Origin of the sequence: Mesorhizobium sp. LNHC229A00, from assembly GCF_000502415.1 — a bacterium.
Classification (GTDB): Bacteria; Pseudomonadota; Alphaproteobacteria; order Rhizobiales; family Rhizobiaceae; genus Mesorhizobium.
The window spans coordinates 702501-727056 of record NZ_AYWQ01000002.1; the positions used below are offsets into that span (position 1 = coordinate 702501).

The 24556-nt window shown below is 63.6% G+C and carries 21 protein-coding genes and 1 pseudogene (1 of these 22 running past the window's edge); 6 read left to right on the forward strand and 16 right to left on the reverse strand.

All coding sequences use genetic code 11. The features are described from left to right. On the forward strand, positions 1–1761 hold the 3' portion of the coding sequence (locus tag X742_RS163150; RefSeq protein ID WP_023770721.1) for a M23 family metallopeptidase. Its footprint begins 210 nt before the window's first position; 1761 of the gene's 1971 nt are visible here — the last part of the coding sequence; its start codon lies beyond the left edge, outside the window; the stop codon is at positions 1759–1761. A 3-nt stretch (positions 1762–1764) separates the two neighbouring features. Here the strand turns inward: X742_RS163150 and X742_RS163145 are convergent, their stop codons facing one another. Beyond that, positions 1765–3330, reverse strand: a complete 1566-nt coding sequence (locus tag X742_RS163145; RefSeq protein ID WP_023770722.1) for an MFS transporter — start codon at positions 3328–3330, stop codon at positions 1765–1767. Positions 3331–3584: 254 nt separating this feature from the next. On the opposite strand from X742_RS163145, the gene X742_RS163140 reads away from it, so the two are divergent. Continuing rightward, positions 3585–4217, forward strand: coding sequence for a TMEM175 family protein (locus tag X742_RS163140; RefSeq protein WP_023770723.1), 633 nt, complete (start codon positions 3585–3587; stop codon positions 4215–4217). Between the two features lie 41 nt (positions 4218–4258). Here the strand turns inward: X742_RS163140 and X742_RS163135 are convergent, their stop codons facing one another. The 8 genes and pseudogenes from X742_RS163135 to X742_RS01000000169715 form a co-directional block, all read right to left on the reverse strand. After that, entirely contained in the window at positions 4259–5752 is a 1494-nt protein-coding gene (locus X742_RS163135; RefSeq protein ID WP_023770724.1) for a L,D-transpeptidase family protein, read from the reverse strand. 148 nt (positions 5753–5900) lie between these two features. Beyond that, positions 5901–6266, reverse strand: a complete 366-nt coding sequence (locus X742_RS163130; RefSeq protein ID WP_023770725.1) for an MmcQ/YjbR family DNA-binding protein — start codon at positions 6264–6266, stop codon at positions 5901–5903. A gap of 57 nt (positions 6267–6323) precedes the next feature. Beyond that, positions 6324–8930, reverse strand: a complete 2607-nt coding sequence (gene clpB / locus X742_RS163125) for an ATP-dependent chaperone ClpB (protein WP_023770726.1) — start codon at positions 8928–8930, stop codon at positions 6324–6326. A gap of 218 nt (positions 8931–9148) precedes the next feature. Continuing rightward, positions 9149–10201, reverse strand: a complete 1053-nt coding sequence (locus X742_RS163120) for a DUF4167 domain-containing protein (protein WP_023770727.1) — start codon at positions 10199–10201, stop codon at positions 9149–9151. Positions 10202–10506: 305 nt separating this feature from the next. Beyond that, positions 10507–11385, reverse strand: coding sequence for a peptide chain release factor N(5)-glutamine methyltransferase (gene prmC / locus X742_RS163115; RefSeq protein ID WP_023770728.1), 879 nt, complete (start codon positions 11383–11385; stop codon positions 10507–10509). Next, positions 11378–12457: a peptide chain release factor 1 gene (gene prfA, locus X742_RS163110; protein WP_023770729.1), complete on the reverse strand. Its 1080-nt coding sequence runs from the start codon at positions 12455–12457 to the stop codon at positions 11378–11380. The genes prmC and prfA overlap by 8 nt, the downstream gene beginning before the upstream one ends. Then, complete coding sequence (ptsP, locus tag X742_RS0136080; protein ID WP_348524166.1) at positions 12358–14676, reverse strand: phosphoenolpyruvate--protein phosphotransferase; 2319 nt, start codon at positions 14674–14676, stop codon at positions 12358–12360. Before ptsP ends, prfA begins: the two co-directional genes overlap by 100 nt. A gap of 81 nt (positions 14677–14757) precedes the next feature. Next, a pseudogene (locus X742_RS01000000169715) lies at positions 14758–15976 on the reverse strand (aspartate kinase). Between the two features lie 242 nt (positions 15977–16218). On the opposite strand from X742_RS01000000169715, the gene X742_RS163105 reads away from it, so the two are divergent. Then, on the forward strand, positions 16219–18057 hold the full coding sequence (locus X742_RS163105; protein WP_023770731.1) for a CHASE3 domain-containing protein: 1839 nt from the start codon (positions 16219–16221) through the stop codon (positions 18055–18057). 201 nt (positions 18058–18258) lie between these two features. Next, a complete protein-coding gene (gene ubiG, locus X742_RS163100) occupies positions 18259–19008 on the forward strand; it encodes a bifunctional 2-polyprenyl-6-hydroxyphenol methylase/3-demethylubiquinol 3-O-methyltransferase UbiG (protein WP_023770732.1) in 750 nt (249 codons plus the stop codon). Positions 19009–19083: 75 nt separating this feature from the next. Here the strand turns inward: ubiG and X742_RS163095 are convergent, their stop codons facing one another. Further along, positions 19084–19974 (reverse strand): DMT family transporter, encoded by an 891-nt coding sequence (locus tag X742_RS163095; protein ID WP_023770733.1) that lies wholly within the window; start codon positions 19972–19974, stop codon positions 19084–19086. A 96-nt stretch (positions 19975–20070) separates the two neighbouring features. On the opposite strand from X742_RS163095, the gene X742_RS163090 reads away from it, so the two are divergent. Further along, positions 20071–20556, forward strand: coding sequence for a MarR family transcriptional regulator (locus tag X742_RS163090; RefSeq protein ID WP_023770734.1), 486 nt, complete (start codon positions 20071–20073; stop codon positions 20554–20556). 4 nt (positions 20557–20560) lie between these two features. On the opposite strand, the gene X742_RS163085 is transcribed toward X742_RS163090, so the two are convergent. The 4 genes from X742_RS163085 to X742_RS163070 are packed head-to-tail and all read right to left on the reverse strand — an operon-like array spanning position 20561 to position 22973. Continuing rightward, the gene (locus X742_RS163085; RefSeq protein WP_023770735.1) at positions 20561–20986 is read right to left on the reverse strand and encodes a DUF1178 family protein; all 426 of its coding nucleotides are present in this window, start codon (positions 20984–20986) and stop codon (positions 20561–20563) included. After that, a complete protein-coding gene (locus X742_RS163080) occupies positions 20983–21843 on the reverse strand; it encodes a carbon-nitrogen hydrolase family protein (protein ID WP_023770736.1) in 861 nt (286 codons plus the stop codon). The genes X742_RS163085 and X742_RS163080 overlap by 4 nt, the downstream gene beginning before the upstream one ends. A 10-nt stretch (positions 21844–21853) precedes the next feature. Then, positions 21854–22123 (reverse strand): glutaredoxin 3, encoded by a 270-nt coding sequence (gene grxC / locus X742_RS163075; RefSeq protein WP_023770737.1) that lies wholly within the window; start codon positions 22121–22123, stop codon positions 21854–21856. A gap of 25 nt (positions 22124–22148) precedes the next feature. Continuing rightward, entirely contained in the window at positions 22149–22973 is an 825-nt protein-coding gene (locus X742_RS163070) for a ComF family protein (RefSeq protein WP_023770738.1), read from the reverse strand. A 65-nt stretch (positions 22974–23038) separates the two neighbouring features. Here X742_RS163070 and X742_RS163065 point away from each other — a divergent pair, with 65 nt between their 5' ends. After that, entirely contained in the window at positions 23039–23911 is an 873-nt protein-coding gene (locus X742_RS163065; RefSeq protein ID WP_023770739.1) for a methyltransferase domain-containing protein, read from the forward strand. 20 nt (positions 23912–23931) lie between these two features. Here X742_RS163065 and X742_RS163060 read toward each other — a convergent pair whose 3' ends face one another. Both X742_RS163060 and X742_RS163055 read right to left on the reverse strand, forming a co-directional pair. Further along, a complete protein-coding gene (locus X742_RS163060; RefSeq protein WP_023770740.1) occupies positions 23932–24111 on the reverse strand; it encodes a Flp family type IVb pilin in 180 nt (59 codons plus the stop codon). Between the two features lie 109 nt (positions 24112–24220). Beyond that, the gene (locus tag X742_RS163055) at positions 24221–24535 is read right to left on the reverse strand and encodes a hypothetical protein (RefSeq protein ID WP_023770741.1); all 315 of its coding nucleotides are present in this window, start codon (positions 24533–24535) and stop codon (positions 24221–24223) included. Positions 24536–24556 lie beyond the last annotated feature (21 nt).

Consider the following 24556-nt stretch of genomic DNA (forward strand, 5'->3'; position numbering starts at 1 on the left):
GCCGAACTGATCGGCCTTGCCAGCAACGGCGATTCCGGCGAGGTGGCAAAGACCACCAGGCTGGTGGCGCCGCGCCAGATCGCCAAGGCCAAGGATCGCCGCCGCATGGAAGTGTCGATGGTCACCAAGGTCGGCGACCGCGATGTCATCCACACCATGCCTTTCGTTCAGATCAAGATGGCACTCGCAGCCGGCCATACCACCAGCCGGGCCTACCCCCCTTTCGACCCGATGCAGGTGTTCGGCGACGACGGCGACGATGTATCGGCACAGCCTGCGACAGCGTCGGCCGCCTCCGGCCAGATCTATGGCGCCAAGGTCGAAAGCGAAATGAGCCTGAAGACCGTCGACTTCCCAATCGCGACGGCTTCCTTCGACGAGAAGAGTGACCTGTCGGCCGACGAAGTCGAAAAAGTGGTACGCGAGGCCGGCACCGACCTCAGCGACGGCGCCGTGCAGGTGGCTTCGCTTCATTATGTCGATCCGCAGCGATTCGGCGAAGCCTTTGCCGAGAGCATGGCCGGCTCCTACGATGTGAAGATCGTGCCGGAAAATGTCTCCGTATCGCCACGCGCCAACGCGGACGACCAGGCACCGGCTTTCGCCGAGGAAATCATCCCCTTTACCAAGGACACCGACCTCACGGAGGCTTTCGCCGATTCGGGCTACACGGGCGATGATGCCACCGGCATGGCCGAAGCGATCGCCAAGTTGCTCAACGCGCCGGCGCTCAAGGCCGGAACGGTGCTGCGTGTTGGCCTCGAGGTCCACGGCGACGCCGCCAAGGTCGTGCGGACAAGCGTCTATGACAAGACCACGCATATCGTCACCATCGCGCTCGACGATCGCGGCCAGTACGTGCCGGCCCAGGAGCCCGAGCCCAATCCCGAATTGCTGACCGCGTTCGACGATTCGTCGGCACCGGTGGTTGTGCGCGGCAACCTGCCCAACGTCTATGACGGCATCTACCGCGCCGCCTATTCCTACGGCATGTCCAAGGCGATGACCCAGCGGCTGATCAAGCTCCTGGCATCCGATGTCGATTTCCAGTCCCGCCTCAATCCCTCCGACCGCCTTGAAGTGCTGTTCTCACAGCCTGATGGCGACGACCAGACCTCGGACAATTCCGAGCTTCTCTATGTCTCGGCGACCTTCGGCGGCACGACCCGCAATTTCTACCGCTTCCAGATGCAGGACGGCAGCACGGACTATTTCGACGAAGACGGCTCGAGCGCCCAGCAGTTCCTGCTGCGCAATCCGCTGCCCGCCGGAAAATTCCGCTCCGGCTTCGGCGCCCGCAAGCATCCGATCCTCGGCTATGTCCGCATGCACACAGGCGTCGACTGGGCAGCCCCGATCGGCACGCCGATCATCGCCGCCGGCAATGGCGTCATCGAGAAGGTCGGCTGGGCCGGCGGCTATGGCAAGCAGATCATCATTCGCCATGCCAATGGCTACGAGACCTCGTACAATCACCAGAGCGCCTTTGCCAAAGGTATGGAGCCGGGCATGCACGTGCGCCAGGGCCAGACCATTGGCTATCTCGGCCAGACCGGCCTCGCCACAGGCCCGCACCTGCACTACGAGGTGATCGTCAATGGCACCAAAGTCGATCCGATGCGCGTCCGTCTACCGGTCGGCAAGGTGCTGAAGGGCGACGATCTCGTCGCCTTCAAGCGCGAACGCGAGCGCATCGACGATCTGCTGAAACAGGAAGATGGCAATTCGCTGAAGGTCGCCAGCGCCAAGATCGAAGGCTGAGTCTCAGCCTTCGTCCTGCCGAGGTTCGGCGCGCCGCGACCACGGTAGCGCTTCGCCCGAAATCGTCGTCCAGGCAATGACAGCGGAAAGCAGGCATAGCAGCGCCGTCACCAACGAGACGGCGGAAAAGGCTACGTCGCTGGCGGCGATCCTCGCCGTATCGAGTGCCGGCGAAAGTCCTGCTGGTGGCGGTTCGCCGAAGCCAGGCAGGCCAGGGGTGGCATTTACCTCCAGGGCATTGGCGTAGATCCAGGCAGCCAGGGACCCCATCGCCGCCACCGCGATCAAGCCGCCGATGCGTGAGACGGCGTTGTTGATGCCGGAAGCGGCGCCGGTGTCCTTGTCTTCCACCGCCGTCATGATCGCGGTGGACAATGGCGATACGACCAACGCCATGCCGAGCCCCATCAGCGCCATCAAGGGGAAGATGCCGGTCCAGAAATGGTGAAAGCCGGCATAGGCGAGGAAGGCCAGCCCGGCGAAGGCAACCGCCACGATCAGGCTGCCGCAGGCAATGGGAAAACGCGGCCCGATCCGGTCCGACAGCTTGCCGACGGGTCCCGACAGAAGCGCGATCGCCGCCGACAACGGCAGGAAGATGAAGCCTACCTCGGCGGTGCTCAGTCCCCAGCCTGCGATCAGCAGCATCGGCAGATAAAAAAGATTGGCTGACAGTGCGAAATAGAGAAAGAACGTCGCGACGTTGGCGCCGGCGAAAGCACCGATGCGAAACAGGCTGAGATCTATCATCGGCTCGCGCTGCCGCCGCTCAAACAGGATGAAGACGACAAGCAGCACGGCGCCGGCGGCAACGCTTGGACCGGCCATGTGGCTCTCGCCGCTGGCGCTCATTGAAGTCAGCCCATAGGCGAGCCCCCCGAAGGCCACCGTCGCAAGCGCCCCGCCGGCAAGGTCAAGGCTGCGTTTCTCCGTCGGCGCATCGGCCGGAATCTTGGCGAGCAGCAGATAGATCGAGATCAGGCCGAGCGGCAGATTGACGGCAAAGATCGCCCGCCAGATGCCGCCGCCGAAAGCCGAGAGCACCAGGCCACCGAGCACGGGGCCGAGAGCGGTGGTCAGCGCCGACGCCGCCGCCCAGATGCCGATCGCCCTGCCGCGTTCCTTCTTGGGATAGGCCTTGGCGATAATGGCGAGACTGCCCGGCACCATGATCGCGGCGCCGATGCCCTGGAGCGCGCGAAATGCGATCAGCACGACAGCGTTCGGCGCCAGCGCACAGGCAAGCGAGGTCACGACGAACAGCGCAATGCCGGCCACGAAAGCATGGCGCAGCCCGAACCGATCGCCTGCGGCACCGCCGGCAAGGATCAGCGCCGAGAGTGTCAGCGCATAGGCATTGGAAATCCACTGCGCCTCGGCAAGGCTGGCGCCGAGGTCGACGCGGATCGCCGGCATGGCGATCGCCAGGATCGATCCGTCGATGAAGCCGAGCGCCGAGGCCAGGATCGCCGCGATCAAGACATAACGCCGCTGCGATTGCGGGCAGAACGTGCCATTCGCGACCGGAGCGGTCAGCGGAACGGCGGCGGCTCGATTGGGCGCATGCATGTCAGCCTCATTAGACCGTCGGCGCGGCGGCAACAACCGGCCAGCGGCTTGTTGTCCTTGAAACCAGCCATATTGCCAGGGATCGCATCTGCCCCGATGCAAACCGCGGCAGTCATGCTAATTCATGTCGCGCGGAAGTGACCTCGGTTTTGCGACAACGACATGCATCAGGCAAGATTTAAAAGCGCGTCGCACGGATCCGTTTCGACGAGACGCGCTTTAGGTTTGTCAGGACCCGCGGGCAGGAGAAATCGATGAAGCGTCCGCTCGAAGCATCGGTTGAGGGGCGCGGCCGTATTGTCGGTATCACCGATGGCGTGTTCGCCATCGCGCTCACCCTGATCGTGATCGAGATCAGGGTGCCGGCGCATGAGGTGGTCCACTCCGAACATGATCTGCTCGCCGCCATCGCGGCACTCGCGCCACGCTTCCTCACCTATGCCTTGAGCTTTCTGACCCTGACCATCTTCTGGTTCGGCCAGCAGGCCCAGCATGGTCTGGTCGCCAAATCCGACAGACGGCTGGCCACGCTGAACCTCTGCTTTCTCGCCTTCATCGCGCTCTTGCCGTTCTCGACCGACCTTCTCGCCGATTTTCTGGAATTCAGGACCGCGGTGCTGGTTTACTGGCTCAACCTCTTGATGCTTGGCATCACGCTGTTCGTCAGCTGGTGGTATGCGGAGAGGAGCGGCCTTGTCGCGGAGGACGTCGACCCGGAAACGAAACGCACGGTCTACCTGCGCATCGTCAAGGCGCAGATCCTGTGGGCCGTCGGCGCCGCACTTTGCCTGATCACCCCGTTGGCGAGCGTCGGCTTCATTCTTGTGGTGCAGTTGATCTACGCGGCAACGCCGAATGTGAAGTGGGTGCGCAGGATCATTGGTTGAGAATTCACGTCAGGCCGGCATCGCCCAAATATCGACATACCCTATTCGACGAACTCCACCGGGACACCCGGCGAGACCAGCTTGGCCAGTTCACGCGCGTCCCAATTGGTCAAGCGCACGCAGCCATGGCTCTCGGTCTTGCCTATCTTCGAGGGCTCCGGCGTCCCGTGAATGCCGTAAGTCGGCTTGTCCAGCGCGATCCACACCGATCCGACCGGGCCATTCGGCCCAGGCGGAATGGTCAGGATCTTGTTGTTCTCGCCCTGCTTGAAGTTGATGTTGGGATTATAGGTGTAGTTCGGATCGAGCGCGACACGCGACACGGCATGAATGCCGGTCGGGGATGGCGTGTCCGACGAGCCGATTGTGGCGGGGTAGGCCGCGACCAGCTTGCCCGACCCGTCATAGGCAAAGACTTCCTTCTTGCCTTTGTCGGCGACGATGCGGGTCACGGGGGTAGAAACCAGTTTGCCGAAATTCGCGACCTTGATGATCGTGCCGGGACGATTGAAGTTGGCGTCCGGATTGAGCGCCTTGAGATAGTTCTCGTCCATGTGGAAGCGCTCGGCCAGCGCCTCGGTGACGGAGGTGAAGCCCATGCGGTCGAGTTGCGCCTTCTGGCTATAATCTTCCGGGATCGACGCGACATAGGGGCCGGCCGCATCCTCCGCGGTGATGGTGTAGTTGGCGAACGGGTCGCCACCGGATTGCGACAATGCGGCCTGGATGCCGACCGAATCGGTCGATTTGAGGCTGCTGCCGTTGATCTGATTGTAGGCCGCCAGCGCCTTGTCGACATTCGAACCGAAGCGCCCGTCGATGACGCCAGGCGAAGCCCCGCCCCGGTCGAGCAGCACCTGCAGGGCCGCGACATCCTGGCGTGCCCCCAGCGAAAGCGCCGGATCGACTGACGTCTTGTCGCCGGCCTTCGGCGGCAATGCCGCCTGGTCGGAGGGCGCTGCTTGGTCCGTCGGGTCTGCCGGCCGGTCGGGGTCTATCGACGCCTCGTTCAGCGGTTGGCGCTTGATTGTACCCGGCTTTGCCGGCTGCGGCGCATCGGGATAATTGTTGTCATAACTGCCGTCGTCCTGCGGTGCCGGCGGATAGGCATCGACTGAACCACTTCCGTCAGGATCGTATTCGTCGGCGGGCGGTGGAATGACCCGGCCCTCCTCTTCCAACTGTCTGCGGCGGAAGCGGGCCATGTCCTGGGGATCGTCGAGATAGTAACGATCATCGTCGGCCGGTGCGCGGCCAAGTTCACGCATCCGGCTCTCGCGGCGCAGCACCCGCCGGTCGAGCCGTGTCTGTGGCGGCTGGATGGCGATCACCTTGCCGGTGTCCGAATCGACGATGACGCGATTGCCCCTGGCATCGTAATAAATGTCGAGATTGCCGTCCTGGGCGAGCAGAATGCCGCCGCTCCCGGACGCACGGACAGGCTGGGCGGCACCGTCATGCGTCGGCGCGGCGAACGCATTGGAAAACACCAGTCCCGCGGCAAGCGCCGAAAGGGTGAAGATAGTGCGCAGCATCGTGCGAAACTCTCCGGTCCGTATGTGCCGCCGCTCGGCATTGTTCAGGTCGGCGAACCCTTCGCCAGCAAACCAGTTACCCACCATATGGTTCCAACATGAACCGGGCATGAAGATGGCGGTTTTCCGGCGCCTCGGGGAATATTGGCTAGCTTGCGCCAAGCCCCAATTCCTTGCGCGCCTGCTTCGTCAGCTTAAGGGCAACAAGGCGGTGGCTCTCGCGCAAATAGTCCTTCAGCGCACCATCATCCATGCTCTGGCTTGTCCGACGCTGGATCCACTTCATGCCGCGGGAGGCAAGATAGGGAGCGGGGCGCAGGCCGGGCTGCTCCTTGAGCACGTCATAGGCGATGTCGGAGCATTTGAAGGTGACGAAGAGCTGCTGACCCTGATCCCAGCCACCGATCGCAAACACCTTGGTCCCGACCTTCCAGACATGGGCGCCGCCCCATTGCACAACGTGGTTCGTTGCGGGCAGCGAGGCGCAGAAGCCGTTGTAATCGTCCAGCGTCATCAATCCCCGCCAATTGCATGAAAAAGCCGCGCGTCCGGTGGACGCGCGGCTTCTGAATCAGGCCGCAACCTCGGCCGCGACGATCGCCGGCTTGGAGCGGAAATTAAGCCGGTCGGACCCGGCCGTGACCTTGACCGTCGAGCCGTCCAGGATCTCGCCGAGCAGGATCTTTTCCGCCAGCGGATCCTGCAGCTCCTTCTGCATCACCCGCTTCAGCGGCCGGGCACCATAAGCGGGGTCGTAGCCCTTGGCCGCCAGCCACTCGATCGCCTCAGGATCCAGCGACAGCGTGATCTTGCGATCGGTCAGCAGGCTCTCGAGCCGCTTGAGCTGGATCTCGACGATACGGTCCATGTCCTTGCGGCGCAGCCGGTGGAACAGGATCACCTCGTCGACGCGATTGAGGAACTCCGGCCGGAACGATGCCCTGACCACGCCCATCACTTCGTCTCGTACGGCATCGACATCCTGGTCCTCGCCGAGAGCGACGAGATATTCGGCGCCCAGATTAGACGTCATGATGATCAGTGTGTTGCGGAAGTCGACGGTACGGCCCTGCCCGTCGGTGAGCCGCCCGTCATCGAGCACCTGCAACAGCACGTTGAAGACATCCGGATGCGCCTTCTCGATCTCATCGAACAGCACGACCTGATAGGGCCGGCGCCGCACCGCTTCGGTCAGCGCACCGCCTTCCTCATAGCCGACATAGCCGGGAGGCGCGCCGATCAGCCGGGCGACAGAGTGCTTCTCCATGTATTCGGACATGTCGATGCGCGCCAGCGCCGTCTCATCGTCGAACAGGAAATTGGCCAAAGCCTTGGTCAGCTCCGTCTTGCCGACGCCGGTAGGCCCGAGGAACATGAACGAGCCGATCGGCCGGTTCGGATCCTGCAAGCCCGCACGGGCACGCCGCACTGCCTTGGAAACGGCCTGCACCGCTTCGCCCTGGCCGACGACACGCTTGCCGATCTCGTCTTCCATGCGCAACAGCTTATCACGCTCGCCCTGCAGCATCTTGTCGACCGGAATGCCGGTCCACCGCGACACGATATGGGCGACGTGGTCGGGCGTGACCACTTCCTCGACCATGCCGGCCTTGCCGTCCTGGGCTTCGGCCTCCTTCAGCTTCTTTTCCAGGTCCGGGATCTTGCCATAGGCAAGCTCGCCGGCGCGCTGGAACTCACCCTTGCGCTGGGCAATGGCAAGGTCGTTGCGCGCCTCGTCGAGCTGCTTCTTCAAGTCGGCCGCTAGCCCGAGCTTCTGCTTCTCGGCCTGCCACTTCGCGGTGATCTCTGTCGATTCCTCTTCCAGGCCGACGAGTTCCTTTTCCAGGCGGGCAAGCCGGTCCTTCGAGGCATCGTCCGTCTCGACCTTCAACGCTTCGCGTTCAATCTTGAGCTGCATGATGCGGCGGTCGATCTCGTCCAGCGCTTCGGGCTTGGAATCGACCTGCATCCTGAGCCGCGAGGCGGCTTCGTCGACGAGATCGATCGCCTTGTCCGGCAGGAAGCGGTCGGCGATGTAGCGGTTGGACAATGTCGCCGCCGCCACCAGTGCCGAATCGGAGATACGCACCTTGTGGTGCTGCTCGTACTTCTCCTTCAGGCCGCGCAGGATCGAGACCGTGTCCTCCACTGTCGGCTCGTCGACGAAGACGGGCTGGAAACGGCGGGCAAGGGCCGGATCCTTCTCGACATGCTTCCTGTATTCATCGAGCGTGGTGGCGCCGACGCAGTGCAGTTCGCCGCGCGCCAGCGCCGGCTTCAGAAGGTTCGAGGCATCCATGGCGCCATCGGCCTTGCCGGCGCCGACCAGCGTGTGCATCTCATCGATGAACAGGATGATGTTGCCACTGGCCGAAGTGACTTCCGAAAGCACGGCCTTCAGCCGCTCCTCGAATTCGCCGCGATATTTGGCACCCGCAATCAGCGCGCCCATGTCGAGCGCCATCAACTGCTTCTCCTTCAGCGATTCCGGCACGTCGCCATTGACGATGCGCAGCGCCAGGCCTTCGGCGATCGCCGTCTTGCCGACGCCCGGCTCGCCGATCAGCACCGGGTTGTTCTTGGTGCGGCGCGACAGCACCTGGATGGTGCGTCGAATCTCGTCGTCGCGGCCAATCACGGGATCGAGCTTGCCCGCGCGGGCGTCTGCGGTGAGGTCGCGGGCGTATTTCTTCAGTGCGTCATAGCCCTGTTCGGCACTCGCCGAATCGGCGGTGCGGCCCTTGCGGACGTCGTTGATGACCTGGTTCAGCGCCTGCGCGGTGACGCCGGCCTTGGCCAGGATTTCGGCGGTCTTGGCCGATTTCTCCATGGCAAGCGCCTGCAGCAGCCGCTCGACGGTGACAAAGCTGTCGCCGGCCTTCTTGGCCAGTTCTTCGGCGGTCGAGAACACCTTGGCCAGCGGCTGCGCCAGATAGAGCTGGCCATTGCCGCCCTCCACCTTGGGCATCGCCTCGAGCGCCGTCTCGACGCCGAGCTTGACATCGCGGACATTGCCGCCGGCGCGCTCGATCAACGACGCGGCCAAGCCTTCGTCATCGTCGACGAGGACTTTCAGAATGTGTTCGGGGGTGAATTGCTGGTGGTTGCGCGAGAGGGCCATGGTCTGCGCGGACTGGATAAAGCCGCGCACGCGTTCTGAGTATTTCTCAAGGTTCATATTTGTCTCCTTCCATCACCGGCCCGCTTTGCGGCACCGGATCAGATTGCGGTGACGGACCCGCTCATTCGAGCCGGATCCTGTTCAAGCCAGATATGGTGCATGGGCCCTTGCCCCTCAAGATGTCGCAATATGGCAGGTGCATAATATTCCACGTCAGTCCAAACAAAAACGGCGGAGATTTCTCTCCGCCGCTCAAGGCCTTGAATGCCGTTCGCTCAGTTGTCGATGTCGGAAACCACGGGTTCGGCACCGCCGCTGTCGACCGGAGCCGCCGCTGTCTCGGCCGCATCCTCATTTTCGCTGCCGCTCTCGACTTGATCGGCATTGGTGCGCGGACGGCGCGGACGCCGTGGACGCCGGGCAGCACCGCTTTCGGCGGCCGCCTCATTGAGTTCGGCCTGGGCGGCCAGACCTGCCGGTGAAAAATTCTCGAACCGCGGAGCCGGCTCGACCGCCGTGACGGTCTCGGGCGGTGAAGCGGCCTCTGCCTGGACTTCCGTCTGCCCCGGGGCCTCGTTGCGCTGTTGCTGGCCGCCCTGTTCGGGTGAAGCGTAGTCGCGCTGGCCGTAGCCGCCATTGGGGCGGCGATCTCGATGGCGTCCGCCACTGTTGTCGCGGCCGCCATTGTTGCGCCCGTTATTGTCGCGCCCGCTATTGTCGCGCCCGCTATTGTCGCGATTGTCGCGACCGTTTTCCCGGTTGAGCGCAACCTCCGCCGGCATGCCCTCGATCACCGGCTGCGGACCTGCGCCATGGTTGATTACGGGAAGTTGTGGATCGGAACCGGCATTGCCGCTGCTATTGCCCGCCCCACTGTTGCCCGCCCCACTGTTGCCGGCCCCACTGTTGCCGGCCCCACTGTTGGCGGCCCCACTGTTGGCGGCATTGTCGAACTCGTCGCGATCGTCATCGCCGTCCTCGTCGAACTCGTCGCGTGCCTGCTGGACGTTCTGGATCGGCATCTGCGCCTGCGCGGCGGCAATGATGCGATTGTAGTGTTCAGCGTGCTGGAGGTAGTTCTCCGCCATAACCCGGTCGCCGGAGCTGTGCGAGTCACGGGCGAGCGTGGCATATTTTTCGGCAATCTGCTGAGCCGATCCACGGATTTTCACGTCCGGGCCGTTGCTCTCGTAATTGCGCGTAAGCGGATTCGGCCCCTTGCGGTTGTTGTTATTGTTGTTGTTGTTGTTATTGTTATTGTTATTGCCACCGCCGCCGCCATTGTTGTTGCGACCGCGCATGCGCCTGTTCTGCTGTTGTGGCCTCATTCGACTCTCTTCATCTCTGAAATTTTGAAAAACTCTTCACGAACGGAGGCGCTCATGCAGCCAGCCGTTTCGTTTCTTCACCGGCGTTCGCCCGCATCGATTGCGTTGGCGCCACGTGTCATCCTGTTTCCGGTTACATCACTTGCCGGACGATTCCCGCACGAAGCTTGGGCGTCGTTTGCGCAAGAAGGCAGCTATTTCCAAGGAAAAACCGAATCGCTAAGAGCACTGCCTGCTTCGTCTCATCCGGTTAGGCGACCCTAGCCGCATTCCCCGGTATTGCCAAGCGCTTTTTTTGCACTGCGTCAAGACGTTGCCCGTTGAAAAACAAGAACCCTGTCGTTTCCGCCGAGATCGCCAAACAGCTCGCCAGCCGCGTAACCGGCTGCGCGAAATATATCGTTGACGTCGTTGCTTTGTGTGTGGCCGATCTCGACCGCAATCCTGCCTTCGGCTTCCAGAAATCTTGCCGCCTCGGCGGCGATGATCCTGTAGGGGTTCAGCCCATCCACACCGCCATCAAGGGCAAGCCGCGGGTCGAAATCGCGGACTTCGTCCTGCAGATTCCCAATCTCGTGAGTCGGTATATAGGGAGGGTTTGCGGCAATTACATGGTACCGGCCGGAAACTTTTTCGAACCAATCCGACTGAACCGCGGTGAACCGGCCGCCGAGCCCGAATTGCCCGGCATTGCGGGCCGCCGTAGCCAGAGCGCCGGCGGAGATATCGACACCGGTGGCGGTCGCGGCCGGCACGGCGCTCAGCAACGCCAGGGCGATCGCGCCCGTGCCGGTGCCGAGATCGAGGATGCGGCATGTGCCCTCCCGCGCGGCTATTGCCTTTACGAAGGGCAGCACCGCCTCGACCAGCGTTTCGGTGTCAGGTCGCGGCTCCAGCGTCTCAGGCGACAGCCGCAAGCGCAAACCGTAAAACTCGCGATACCCGAGGATGCGATGCACCGGCTCGCCGCTGGCTCGCCGTCTCAGGGCGCCATCGATCGCGGCCATGACGTCCCCGTCGATCTTGCACTCGGGGTCGGCGATGGCCTGGGTGCGCGTCAAGCCGGAATAGTGCTCGACGATCAGCCGCGCATCGAGCGCGGGATCATCGATACCGGCTGCGGCAAGCCGGGTCCGCGCTTCCCGCAGCAGCGGCCCCAGCGTCGCGGGCGGATGGTCAGCCATCGATACCGATATCGGCCAGCAGCTTCGACTGATGATCGGCGATCAGCGCGTCGACGATTTCGTCGAGTTCACCCATCATCACCCGGTCGAGTTTGTAGAGCGTCAGGTTGATGCGATGGTCGGTGACCCGGCCCTGCGGAAAATTGTAGGTGCGGATGCGCTCGGAGCGGTCGCCGGAACCGACCTGCGACTTGCGCGACTCGGAACGCTCCTCATCCGCCTTGCTGCGCTCCATGTCATAGAGCCGGGCGCGCAGGATCTGCATGGCCTTGGCCCGGTTCTGGTGCTGCGACTTCTCCGCCTGCACCACCATGATGCCGGTCGGCAGATGGGTGATGCGGACCGCGGAATCGGTGGTGTTGACGTGCTGGCCGCCGGAGCCGGAGGCACGCATCGTGTCGATGCGGATGTCCTCGGCCCTGATATCGATGTCGACCTCTTCGGCTTCCGGCAGCACCGCGACGGTGGCGGCTGACGTGTGGATGCGGCCGCTGGCCTCGGTGGCCGGCACGCGCTGGACGCGATGCACCCCGGATTCGAATTTCAGATGGGCGAACACACCTTTACCGGAGATCGTGGCGATGATTTCCTTGAAGCCGCCGGCATCGCCGTTGCTGGCCGATACCGTTTCGAACCGCCAGCCGCGTTCGGCGGCGTAGCGCTCGTACATGCGAAACAGGTCGCCGGCGAAGAGTGCCGCCTCATCGCCACCGGTGCCGGCGCGGATTTCAAGAATGGCGTTCTTGTCGTCAGCGGCATCCCTAGGCAGAAGCAGGATCTGGATGTCCTTTTGCAGCACCTCGATGCGCTCCTCGACGCCGGGCAGATCGGCCTCGGCAAGCGCCCGCATCTCGGCGTCGGTGCCCTTGTCGGCGAGCATTGCTTCGAGGTCGGCCTGCTCGTGCTCGGCCGAGCGCAATTCCCTGACCTTGGCCACCATCTCCTGCAACTCGGCATATTCCGATGCCATCCTCACATAGGCATCCGGCGCCGGCCCGGCCGACATCTGCGCTTCGAGCATCTCGAAACGCTTGACGACTTGATCCATACGATCGCGGGGCAAATTGACCATGATGAGGCTGCTACAACGGGATCGAGCGGTCGTCGGCGAAGGCCTGCAGCAACGCCCGCATCGGCAGCCCTTGCGCCGGCGCCATGAGATTGTCGTCGAAGAAAGCCTTCAGCTCCTCCAGCGGCAGNGAGGCCGATCAGCGCCATCGCCGAGATCGGCTTGCCGGCGAGTTCACCGCACAGGGTGACCGGCGTATGATTGCGGGCGCCGGCGTCGGCGATCTGCTTGAGCACGCGCAGGAACGGCGCCGACAACGTATCGAAGCGGTTCGCCAACTGCGTGTTGCCGCGGTCGACCGCCATGACGAACTGGAACAGGTCGTTCGATCCGACCGAGACGAAGTCGACCGCCTTCATCAGTTCGTCGAGTTGGAACAGCAGCGACGGCACTTCCAGCATGGCGCCCAGCTTGAGACTGGTCGGCAGATGATGGGCGAAGCGTGAGAGATGCCGCACCTCGCGGTCGATGATTTCGCGCGCCTGGGCGATTTCGCCGAGCTCGGTCACCATCGGCAGCATCAGCTTGAGCTCGCGCCCGCCGCTGGCCTTGAGCAAGGCGCGGATCTGGGTGCGCAGCAAGCCCGGCCGATCTAGCGTCAGGCGGATTGCCCGCCAGCCGAGCGCCGGATTCTCTTCCTGGATCGCACCCTTGAAATAGGGCAGCACCTTGTCGCCACCAATGTCGATGGTGCGGAAGGTGACCGGCTTGCCGCGCGCGGCCTCGAGCACGTCGCGGTAGAGTTTTTCCTGGGCTTCGGCGCGTGGAAAGGTCGAGGCGACCATGAACTGCAGTTCCGTGCGGAAAAGGCCGATGCCGGCAGCGCCCGCCTCCGCCAACTGCGGCAGGTCGACGGCAAGCCCGGCATTCATCAGCAGGTCGACCTGGACCCCGTCCCGGGTTGTCGACGGCTTCTTGCGCAGTTCGCGGTAGACCTCCTGCCGGCGCGCCCGGAACCGCACCTTCTCGGCATAGGCGGCTTCGAGATCGGATTGCGGCCGCAGATGGATCGCGCCTTCCTCGCCGTCGACGATGATGGCATCGCCGTTTTCCGCCATGGAAACGGCGCCCTTCATCTGGCCGGCGACGGGAATGCCCATGGCGCGCGCGACGATGACGACATGGCTGGTCGCCGCGCCATCCTCCAGCACCAGCCCGCGCAGCTTGTCGCGAGGATAGTCGAGCAGTTCGGCAGCGCCCATCGAGCGGGCGACGATGATGGCGTCCTTGGGCAGCGAGGCCGCGACATCCTCGGGCCCACGTCCCATCAGCTGGCGCAACAGCCGGTTGGCGAGATCGTCGAAATCGCTCATCCGCTCGCGCAGATAAGGATCGGTCATGTGCAGCATGCGGGCGCGCATGTCGCTCTGAACTTTTTCGACCGCTGCCTCGGCCGTTAGGCCGTTACGGATCGCCTCTTCCAGGCGCCGTACCCAGCCCCGGTCGTTGGCGAACATGCGGTAGGCTTCCAGCACCTGGCGATGCTCGCCCTCGAAGGCGACATCGCGGCGCTCCAGCATGTCGTCGATGGAAAGCCGCAGAGAACCAAGCGAGGCCTCGAGCCGCCGGACCTCTTCCTCGCTGTCCTCGTTGAACAAATTGGTGACGACGATACGCGGCTCGTGCAGCACGACGTGACCGAGCCCGACGCCGTCGTTGAAGGACAGGCCGGTGAAGCTGACAGGCCGGCGCAGGTCGAGTTCGAGGCCTGGCCGGGTCAGCCGCGCCAGATCGCCGGTGGCGATCATCTCGGCGATGACCATGGCCGTGGTTTCCAGCGCCTCGACCTCGTCGTCGCGGTAGTGGCGCATTGTCTTGTTCTGGACGACCAGGACGCCCAGCGTGCGCCCTGCCCTGAGCACCGGCACGCCGAGGAAGGAATTGTAGATCTCCTCCCCGGTCTCCGGCAGGTAGGCGAAGGCCGGGTGTTCTTGCGCGTTGGACAGGTTGAGCGGCCTGGCACTCGCGGCAATGGTGCCGACCAGGCCTTGCCCAAGCCGCAGCTGCGCCAGGTGGACGGCGTTCGGGTTCAGACCCTCGGTGGCGTAGAGCTCCAGCACCGAATCGGCGCGCAGCACGTAGAGCGAGCAGACTTCTGCCACCATGTTGGAGGCGATGTCGCGCACAATCCGGTCGAGCCGCTCCTGCGGCTCCAGCGGCTCCTGCATGAGCTCGCGGAGCCGTTTCAGCAAAACGCGCGGGCCAACGGCCGTGTCACGCATCGCGGCTTCTTCTCCAATAGACTTCTTGCCGAGGCAGTTTCCGCCGCGCCCGGCAAGTGCGCAACAGCTGATTCAGTCCTGCTACTGCTTATCCAGACCGTAGACGGAATGCAAAGTGCGAACCGCAAGTTCCGTATAAGGACCGTCGATCAGTATCGAAATCTTGATCTCGGATGTGGTGATGGCACGGATGTTGATCGCCTTGTCGGCCAGCGCCTTGAAGGCGGTGGCGGCGACGCCCGCATGGCTCCTCATGCCGATTCCGATGACCGAAACCTTCGACATGCCGGCTTCCGACTGCACGACATCGTAGCCGATCTCGGCTTTCAGCCGGTCGAGCACGGCCAGCGCCTTGTCGACATCGCCCGACGGCACGGTGAAGGTCATGTCGGTCAGCTTGCCGTCCTCGGAAATGTTCTGGACGATCATGTCGACATTGATGTTGGCCTCGGCCAACGGCCCAAAAATGCCGGCGGCGACGCCCGGCCGGTCGCCGACGCGGCGCAGCGAAATCTGGGCCTCGTCCTTGGCGTAGGCAATTCCGGTGACGACCTGCTGTTCCACGATCTCTTCCTCGTCGCAAATGAGCGTTCCCGGAGGATTGAGCAAATCCCCCATTCCGGGCGCATCGGGATCGTCGAAGGACGACCGCACGAAGGTACGCACCCTGTGCACCATGGCAAGTTCGACCGAACGCACCTGCAGAACCTTGGCGCCGAGCGAGGCCATTTCAAGCATTTCCTCGAACGATATCTTGGCCAGCCGCCGCGCTTTGGGCTCGATGCGCGGGTCGGTGGTGTAGACCCCGTCGACGTCGGTGTAGATGTCGCAGCGGNGTATCGGAGCCGCCACGTCCGAGCGTGGCGATGCGGTTGTCCGGCCCGATGCCTTGGAAACCGGCGATGACAGCCACCTGGCCTTCGCCGAAGCGCTTGACCAGGAAGGCGCCGTCGATGTCGAGGATGCGCGCCGCGCCATGCGCGTTGTCGGTCTTGATCGGAATCTGCCATCCCTGCCAGGAGCGCGCATGCACGCCCATGTTCTGCAAGGTGATGGCGAGAAGGCCAGCCGTGACCTGTTCGCCGGAAGCGACGACCGCGTCATATTCGCGCGCATCGTGCATCGGTGAGGCCTCGCGGGTCCAGCCGACCAGCTCGTTGGTCTTGCCGGCCATCGCCGAAACCACCACAGCCACCTCGTGACCGGCGTCGACCTCGCGTTTGACGTGACGTGCCACGTTGCGGATGCGAGCGATGTCGGCGACGGAGGTCCCGCCGAATTTCATCACGATACGCGCCATGGAAGCGAAATGCCTTTGACTGGAGCCGGCCCGCGGCCGAAAATGGAAGAAAGCGCCCGGCTGCCGCCGGCCACTGAATGCGCGGCCTCCATAGCCAAATGAGGAAGGTTTCGCAAGGCTGACGGCGGATTGCGTAGCAGCACGACATATTGCCTTCCGGCCCGGCGCCGCTTACCAAATGCTGCCTGCGGGAAATTGCTTTTGGTTCGGCATAACAGATGATTGCTCGGCTTCGGCGCGCCATGCGATTGCAATCGCTCCCGCTTGTCGCGGGCTTTGCAGTGCTGGCACTGATCGTTGGCACCCGTGCGGTGCTCGTCGAGAGCCAAAGGGCCAATCGTGCCGCCGCACGCGAGACAATCGAATACCAGGAACAGCTTTCCGGGCTGCTTTCATTGGCGCAGGAGGCCCAGAGTGGTCAGCGCGGCTACTTGCTGACCGGGGAAAAATCCTATCTGGAGCCTTACCGGAAGGCCGTCGAGGCAATTCCGGGACAATTGGCGCGGGTCGACAGCGCGACCGCTCCCGACGACCAGATCGGCCAGCAGATCGGCCACATCAAGGACGCGCTTTCGCAACAGCAGGCCGACCTGGCGGAAACCATAGCTCTCTACGAGCGAGGCGATGCGGCACAGGCCCTGCAACTGGTTCGCAGCGGCCATGGCAAGGCCGCCATGGACGAGATGCGGGGCAGCATGGACACAATCAGGCGTATCGGCGCAGCCGCGGTGGCCGCGCGCGACGAGCATACCGACCGGGTCGAGGCCTGGTTGCGCATCGGCTCACTGGCGGCGTTGCTGGCGATTTTCCTGCTTGCCGCCTACACCATCCGTCAATCCCATCGCCGCTTCCACGAGGTGGTCGTCGCCCAGCAAGAGCTGATGCGCAAGAACATCGAACTCGGCAACGAGATCCAGACGCGCGAAAAAGCCGAATCCCAGATGCGCCAGATGCAGAAGATGGAGGCTGTCGGACAGCTGACAGGCGGCATCGCCCACGACTTCAACAACATGCTGGCGGTGATCCTCAGCGCCATGAACCTTGCCCAGCGCAAGCTGAAGCGGGGCGAGCATGACATCGAAAAGCTCGTCGAGGCCGCGACCGACGCGGCCAGCCGTGCCGCCGACCTGACCTCCCGCCTGCTTGCCTTCTCCCGCCTGCAGCCTCTGGCGCCGCAGGTTGTCGACATCAACGGGCTGTTGACCGGCATGTCCGATCTTCTGCGCCGCACCTTGGGTGAAGGCATCCGCATCGAGACAGTGTTAGCGGGCGGCCTATGGAAAACCCGGGCCGATCCCAGCCAGATCGAGAACGCGATCCTCAATCTGGCCGTCAATTCCCGTGACGCCATGGACAATGAGGGCAAGCTGACCATCGAGACTGTCAACAGCCACCTCGACGACGGCTATGCATCGACGCACGCCGAAGTCACGCCTGGCCAATATGTGATGATCGCGGTAACCGACACCGGCGCGGGCATGTCGCCTGAGACCATCGCCAGGGCTTTCGAACCCTTCTTCACGACCAAGCCGGTCAACAAGGGCACGGGACTTGGGCTGAGCCAGGTGTTCGGCTTCGTCAAACAATCGGGCGGCCACGTCAAGATCTACTCCGAGCCCGGCGAAGGCACGACGATCAAGGTCTACCTGCCCCGGTTTTTCGGAGCCGAGGAGCCGGCAACGCCCGTCGGGCGGGACAAGAGCACGGCCAAGGTCACCGAGACGATCCTCGTCGTCGAGGATGACGCCCGCGTGCGGGCTTCCACGACGGATATCATGCGCGAACTCGGCTACATCGTCATCCATGCGGGGAGCGGACCGGAGGCCCTTCAGAAGCTCGCCGCGACACCAGGCATCGCTTTGCTTTTCACCGACATCGTCATGCCGGTGATGAACGGCCGCAAGCTCGCCGAGGAAGCGCTCGCGCGCCAGCCCGGGCTGAAAGTGGTCTTTACCACCGGCTTCACCAGGAACGCCGTGGTCCACAACGGCGTGCTCGATCATGACGTCCACTTCCTGGCCAAGCCGTTCACCATCGAGCAGCTGGCGGCCAAGCTGCGCGACGTGCTGGACACGAAATAAGCCGGCCTTTGATCGCCCGGCCCTTTGTCAGCAGAGGAAAATGTTGCCTTGACATTCGATGCCTCACGCCCGACTTCCTAGCGCATGACCCCGAAATGGACTTCGATTTCGGAAAGGGATCATGCGCAGAATTAAAGTGCTACAGCGTCCTTTGCGCGTCCGAAGGACGCGCGGCGCTATAGCGTCCGAGGAGACCAACCGATGCCTGAGCCCCGACGATCGACGATCGATGCCGGAGAGGTGGAACGCTTTTCCGCCCTCGCCGCCGAATGGTGGAACCCAAACGGCAAGTTTCGTCCGCTGCACAAATTCAATCCGGTCCGGCTTTCGTATATCCGCGACCAGATCGCGACGCGCTTCGGCCGCGACCCGCGGGCGGCGCGGCCGTTCGAGGGCCTGCGCATCCTCGACATCGGCTGTGGCGGTGGCCTTTTGTGCGAGCCGATGGCGCGGCTCGGTGCCGAGGTGGTCGGAGCGGACGCCTCCGAAACAAACATCGAAGTGGCGAAACTGCATGCCGCCGAGGGCAATGTCAGCGTCGACTATCGTGCCACGACGGCGGAAGATCTCGCCGAGGCCGGCGAAAAATTCGATGTCGTCCTCAATATGGAAGTGGTCGAACATGTCGCCGATATCGACCTGTTCGTCGCCAAATGCGGCGAGGTGGTCAAACCGGGCGGCATCATGTTCGTGGCCACCATCAACCGCACGCTCAAGGCGCTCGGCCTCGCCATCATCGGCGCCGAATATGTGTTGCGCTGGCTACCGCGCGGCACCCACCAATTCGGCAAGCTGGTGCGCCCGGAAGAGCTGGAAAAGGCGCTACGCGGCGCCGGTCTGACCGTCATCGACCGCACCGGCGTCACCTACAATCCGCTTGCCGACCGCTGGGCGCGGTCGAAGGACATGGATGTCAATTACATGGTGCTGGCGGAAAAGGATTCGGTCTGACAGCCAATCCTCAGCCAGCCGAGGCCGGAGCCCGGCGGTGACGCTGACGGCGGTGCGACGTGAGCCTCGAAGCCGTCAGGCTTTCTGGCTCTGCGCCTTGGTGGTGATGAACACGCCCGCGGTGATGATGACGGCGCCGACCCAGGTCAGCAGTTGATAGTGTTCACCAAGGAAGATCGTGCCGGCAAACAGCCCGACCGCTGCCGCGACATAGCCGATCTGGCTGAGATAGACCGGACCGCCAACCGCCTGCAGCCGGAAGAAGAAAGCAAACATCGCCGATGCCGAGGCCATCTGCGCCACGACGATGAGCGGCACGGCGCCAAGCTGGACGAAGGCCTTGCCTCCGAGCAAGATCAGGATGCCGACGAGCAGCATCGCCGCGGACGCCAGATGGCTGCCGACCGCGAGTTCGATCGGACCAGTTCCTTCCGGCCAGTCGATGGTGCGGTAGATGTTGCCGGCGGCAAGGCTGACCGGGATCAGCAGCCCCATCACCACCCAGAACAGATCGGCCGGCTGGCCAGCCTCGCCGCGCGTCACCGCCACCATGACGGCGCCGACGAAACCAACTGCAATGCCTGATATGCCCAGCATGTTGGGGCGCCGGACGCCGAGCAGGATCGAAAACACCAGTGTGATCACCGGCGACAGCGTGAACATGATGCCGGTGTAGCCGGCGCCCAGATGCGGAATGGCCGAAAACATCAGGAGATTGGGGACGGCATAGGACACTGCCGCGGTGACGAAGAAATAGCGCAGTTTGTGCGGGGTGAGCCGGATGCGCTGACCACGCGCCAAGAGCACGCCCAAAAGCACTCCGCCGGCGCCGAGCGAGATTACAAAGGCCCAGACCGTGGCTGGCACGCCGGCCGCAGTGGCGAGCTTGCCGAAAGGCAGCGTCAGGCCCAGCAGGCCGCCGGTGACAACCAGCAAGCCGAGCGCCGAATCCCAGAGATATTTCATGATGAACCCTATGGGTGCACAGCCTCTTGGCCGGCGTTGAATATTGAGATAAGATAATGGAAAGATTCTTAACGTCAAGATACTATGGTGAGATAGATGGACCGCGCTGGGAAAGCCATCGAGCAATGGCAGCGGGAACGGCCGGACCTGGATGTGTCGCCGATGGCCGTGATTGGGCGCTTGAATGAGGTCTCCTCGCTGATAGCACGTGATCGCCTCGCCCCGCTGTTTGCCCGTTTTGGACTGCAGGCGGGAGAGTTCGATGTGCTGGCGACGCTGCGCCGCTCCGGCTCACCGTACGCACTGACCCCGACAGCGCTCTACGAGGCCACCATGGTGACCTCCGGCGCCATGACCAACCGGCTCGACCGGTTGGAAAAGGCCGGATTGATCCTGCGTGCACCGCACCCCAACGATCGGCGCGGCATCGTCGTGCGGCTGACCGAAAAGGGGCTCGCTTTGATCGACGAGGCCGTTGCGGCACATGTGGCGAACGAGCATCAGATCCTGTCCGGCCTTACACTGGCCGAACGGGAAACGCTTTCGCAACTGCTGGAAAAGTTGATCGGCAGCGTCAGCTGATCGCTCAGTTCCGGTCGTCCGGAAACACCGGGATCGGCATGAACTCGACGCCGTCCTCGGCCAGGCCCTTGGCCTCTTCAAGCGTCGCCTCGCCATAGATGCCGCGCGCATCGGTTTCGCCGAAATGGATCTTGCGCGCTTCCTCGGCGAACTTGTCGCCGACATAGTCGGCGTTTTCGCGCACCTTCTCGGCCATCGCCTTCAGCTGCGCCAGCGCCTGCTTCTGCGCCTCGCCCATGGCAAGCGCTATGGTTTCCTGCTTGCGGGCCGTGGAAACGGCCGGGGCCATCAGCGCCTTCTCGACCTTGTGCGAGCCGCAGCTGGGGCAATCGACAAAACCGCGCTTCTTCTGCGTGTCGAAATCGTCATTGCTGCGAAACCAACCCTCGAACTCATGCTCGTTTTCGCAGATCAGGGAAAAGCGGATCAAGATGCGGCGCCCCTGAGACGCGGCGCCTCGCCGGCATTGATGGTGAAATCCCGCGCATTCCTGAGATTGGGGATTTTCTTGCGCGCGGCAAGCGACTGCGCCGGGTCGATCTCGGCGACAATCACCGCTGGCTCGTCATGCGCGGCCTCGGCGATGATGCGACCCCACGGATCGACGATCAGCGAATGTCCATAGGTCTCGCGGCCGTCCTCGTGCAGGCCGCCTTGCGCGGCGGCGACGACATAGGCGCCGTTCTCAATGGCGCGTGCCCTGAGCAGCACATGCCAATGCGCTTCGCCGGTCTGGCGGGTGAAGGCCGCGGGCACGGTCAGCACCTCGGCGCCGGACATCGCTTCGGCACGGAACAATTGCGGAAAACGCAGGTCGTAGCAGACGGCAAAGCCTAGTTTCGCATCGTTGATCGGAATAATGACGGCTTCGGTCCCCGGCTCATAGGCGGCGGATTCGCGCCAGCTTTCGCCGTTATCGAGGTCGACGTCGAACATGTGGATCTTGTCGTAGGTGGCGAGCGTCGCGCCATCGGGTCCGAACAGGAGCGCGCGGTTGGCGAGTTTGCCGTCGGCGCGCAGTATGGCGGTCGAGCCAACGTGCAGGAAGATGCCAAGCTCACTGGCGAGCTTCCGCGCGGTTGCGACAACGATGTCCTTGTCCTGCGAGGTGAAGGAGGCGGCACGCGCTTCCTTGTCGCGGATCAGCGCGCCGGTCATCTCCGGCGTCTGGATGTAGATGGCGCCCTGGGCCGCGGCCTCGCGCACCAGCCGCTCCATATCGGCCGCATTGCGCTCGGGACTCTCGCCTGAACGCATCTGCACTGCCGCCGCCCTGAAAACACTCATTGTCATCCCCTCAGTTCGACGAGCCGTTGGCGAGCAGTTTGTCCAGTCGGCCTTCTGCCTCCAGATCATGGAGGTCGTCGCAGCCGCCGACATGCGTGTCGCCTATGAAAATCTGCGGAAAGGTCGTGCGCCCGTGAGCCCGCGACATCATCTCCTGGCGCAGTTCCGGAGAGAAGGAAGCGTCGTGCTCGGTGTAGGGGACGCCTTTGCGCTCCAGCAACCGCTTGGCCGCCGTGCAGTAGCCGCACATCATGCGCGTATAGATCGTGACATCGACCATGACGAATTCCGCTTCTGTTGACGACTTATATAGTCACGGACTCGTCCGCCCGGAAGTCCCCCGGCAACACACGGGCAAAGGTCAGCACGTCGACGGCGGCCGCACCTCCCCTTTTCAGCGCCTTGGTGGCGGCACGCACGGTGGCGCCGGTGGTGTAGACATCGTCGATCAGAAGCACCCTTCGGCCGGCAATCTCGATCTCGGCCTCTGCCGGCACGCGAAAGGCGGCGCGCACGTTCTCCTCGCGCTCCTGCCGCTCCAGTCCGACCTGCTGGCGGGTGAGTTTTATACGCCGCATGGCGGAGGGCGCGAAAGGCAGCCCGCTAAGTTCGCAAACCGCGCGCGCCAGTTCCGCCGACTGGTTGAACCGCCGCCTGAAAAAACGGCGCCAATGCAGCGGCACCGGCACCACCACATGCGCGTCGGCGATCAGGTCGGCGCCCACACGGACCATCCAGCGCGCCATCCAGCGCGCCATCCAGGGTGCGAGATCCGTACGGTCCTGGTATTTCAGCCCTTGCACCATCTGGCGGGCAACGCCGGAGTAGACGACCGCGGCCCGTGCCCGTTCGAAGGGCGGCGGATCCGCGATCGCCTCCGCCGACAGAAAACCATCGCCCATGTGATGGGTGAACGGCGTGCCCATCACCGGACACCAGGGCCGCTCCAACAGCCGCAGCTTCGGCCAGCAGGCGCCGCACAACACACCAGGCTGCGAGACCTGCCGGCGGCAACCGGCGCAGACCGGCGGAAACAGGATGCGCGCCGGCCAGCCCAGAGCCGACCGGGCAGCAGACCCGGCCAGCTTGCTGATCTCGACGGACTTGATCTTGGGCATCGGATCGGCCACGTGATTGGTTCCTCGGCGCCACCATACCAATCACATCAAGGGGCCGACATACAAGGATCAATCCCTTGCAGCCGATAATGGACACCTCTCTGTGGCTGGCGCACAAGCGGCGCGCGCTCATCCATCCGGTTGACGGCGCCGACTTCCTCATGCGCCGTGCCGCCGACGATCTCGCCGACCGGCTGGGCGCCGTCGAGCGAAAGTTCGCCAAGGCGGCGGTGCTGTTTTGCCAGACATCGGCCGCGGCCGGCGTCCTTGCGCGGAGCGGCAAGGTGGAGGATATCGCCCGTGTCGAGACGGCCGCGGCTTTCCTGAATGGTGCCGCCGGCCTGATTGCACCGCCGGAGACCGTCCCGTTCGAGCCGCAAAGTCTTGATCTGGTGGTATCGCTTTTGTCGCTGCAGGCGATGAACGACATCCCGGGCATGTTGATCCAGATCCGCCGCGCGCTGCGGCCGGACGGACTTTTCCTCGGCGCGTTCGCAGGAGCAGGCACGCTCGCGGAACTGCGCGAAAGCCTGCTTGCCGCGGAGACAGAGCTCTACGGCGGCGTCAGCCCTCGCGTCATCCCCTTCACCGACGTACGTGATGCCGGTGCGTTGCTGCAGCGCGCCGGTTTCGCGCTGCCGGTCGCCGACGTCGAGACGGTGACGGTGCGCTATGCCAACCTGTTTGCCCTGATGGCGGATCTGCGTGCCATGGGCGAAACCAGCGCGCTGGCCGACCGCAGCCGGCGGCCGGGCACGCGCCAGCTGTTTGCCCGCGCCGCGGAAATCTACGCCGAACGTTTTTCCGACCCCGACGGTCGTATCAGGGCAAGCTTCTCGACGGTCTGGATGTCCGGCTGGGCGCCCGATGCATCGCAGCAAAAGCCGCTGAAACCCGGTTCAGCCAAGGTTTCGCTGAAGACTATATTGGAGGGGCCTGATGGGCATTGACCTTTTCGCAGGCACCAGCCTCATTGCGCAAAGGCGTTGGCAAGCCTGCTGGAGTTGTCGCTGAACAACCAGGTCAGCGTGTTGAAGACCTGGCTGATACCCCCGATGATCGTCAGCGACAGTACGCAGATGATCAGGGCGTATTCGACGACCGTGGTGCCGTTTTCGTCCTCCAGAAAACGCAGCAGCACTGTTTTCATGGCCTCGATCCCCGTTGCGGAAACTTTACCGCGGACGTGTTAAGAAAGGTTAACGGCAAAGGCTTAACAGGCGGTGAAGCCGCCGACCGTCGGAAAGGTCCTGGCCTTGTCAGCAGTCGCCACTGCTTTTGCCATCGGAACGGATAATGCAGACGCCACCCGGATCGGCCTGCAGCACGCTGCGGCGTACCGTATAGGTGCTGCGATGGCTGATCGAACCGGTAGCCGTCATGTCCAGGCCAGGGAAACCGTCGCGGGCCGTTTGCGAACGCGTCTGGCCGTCCAGGAAAGGCGTCGCGATCAACGCCAGCGCCACGGCGGCCGATCCGAACAGCAGCGTGAGGCGCAGGACGCCCATGCCCGCTTCGGCGGCACGAAAGCCGCGCTCGGGCCGGATCGAATCCCAATCCCTGTCCAGGCTCATTCTATCGCTCCCCAGCGAAAT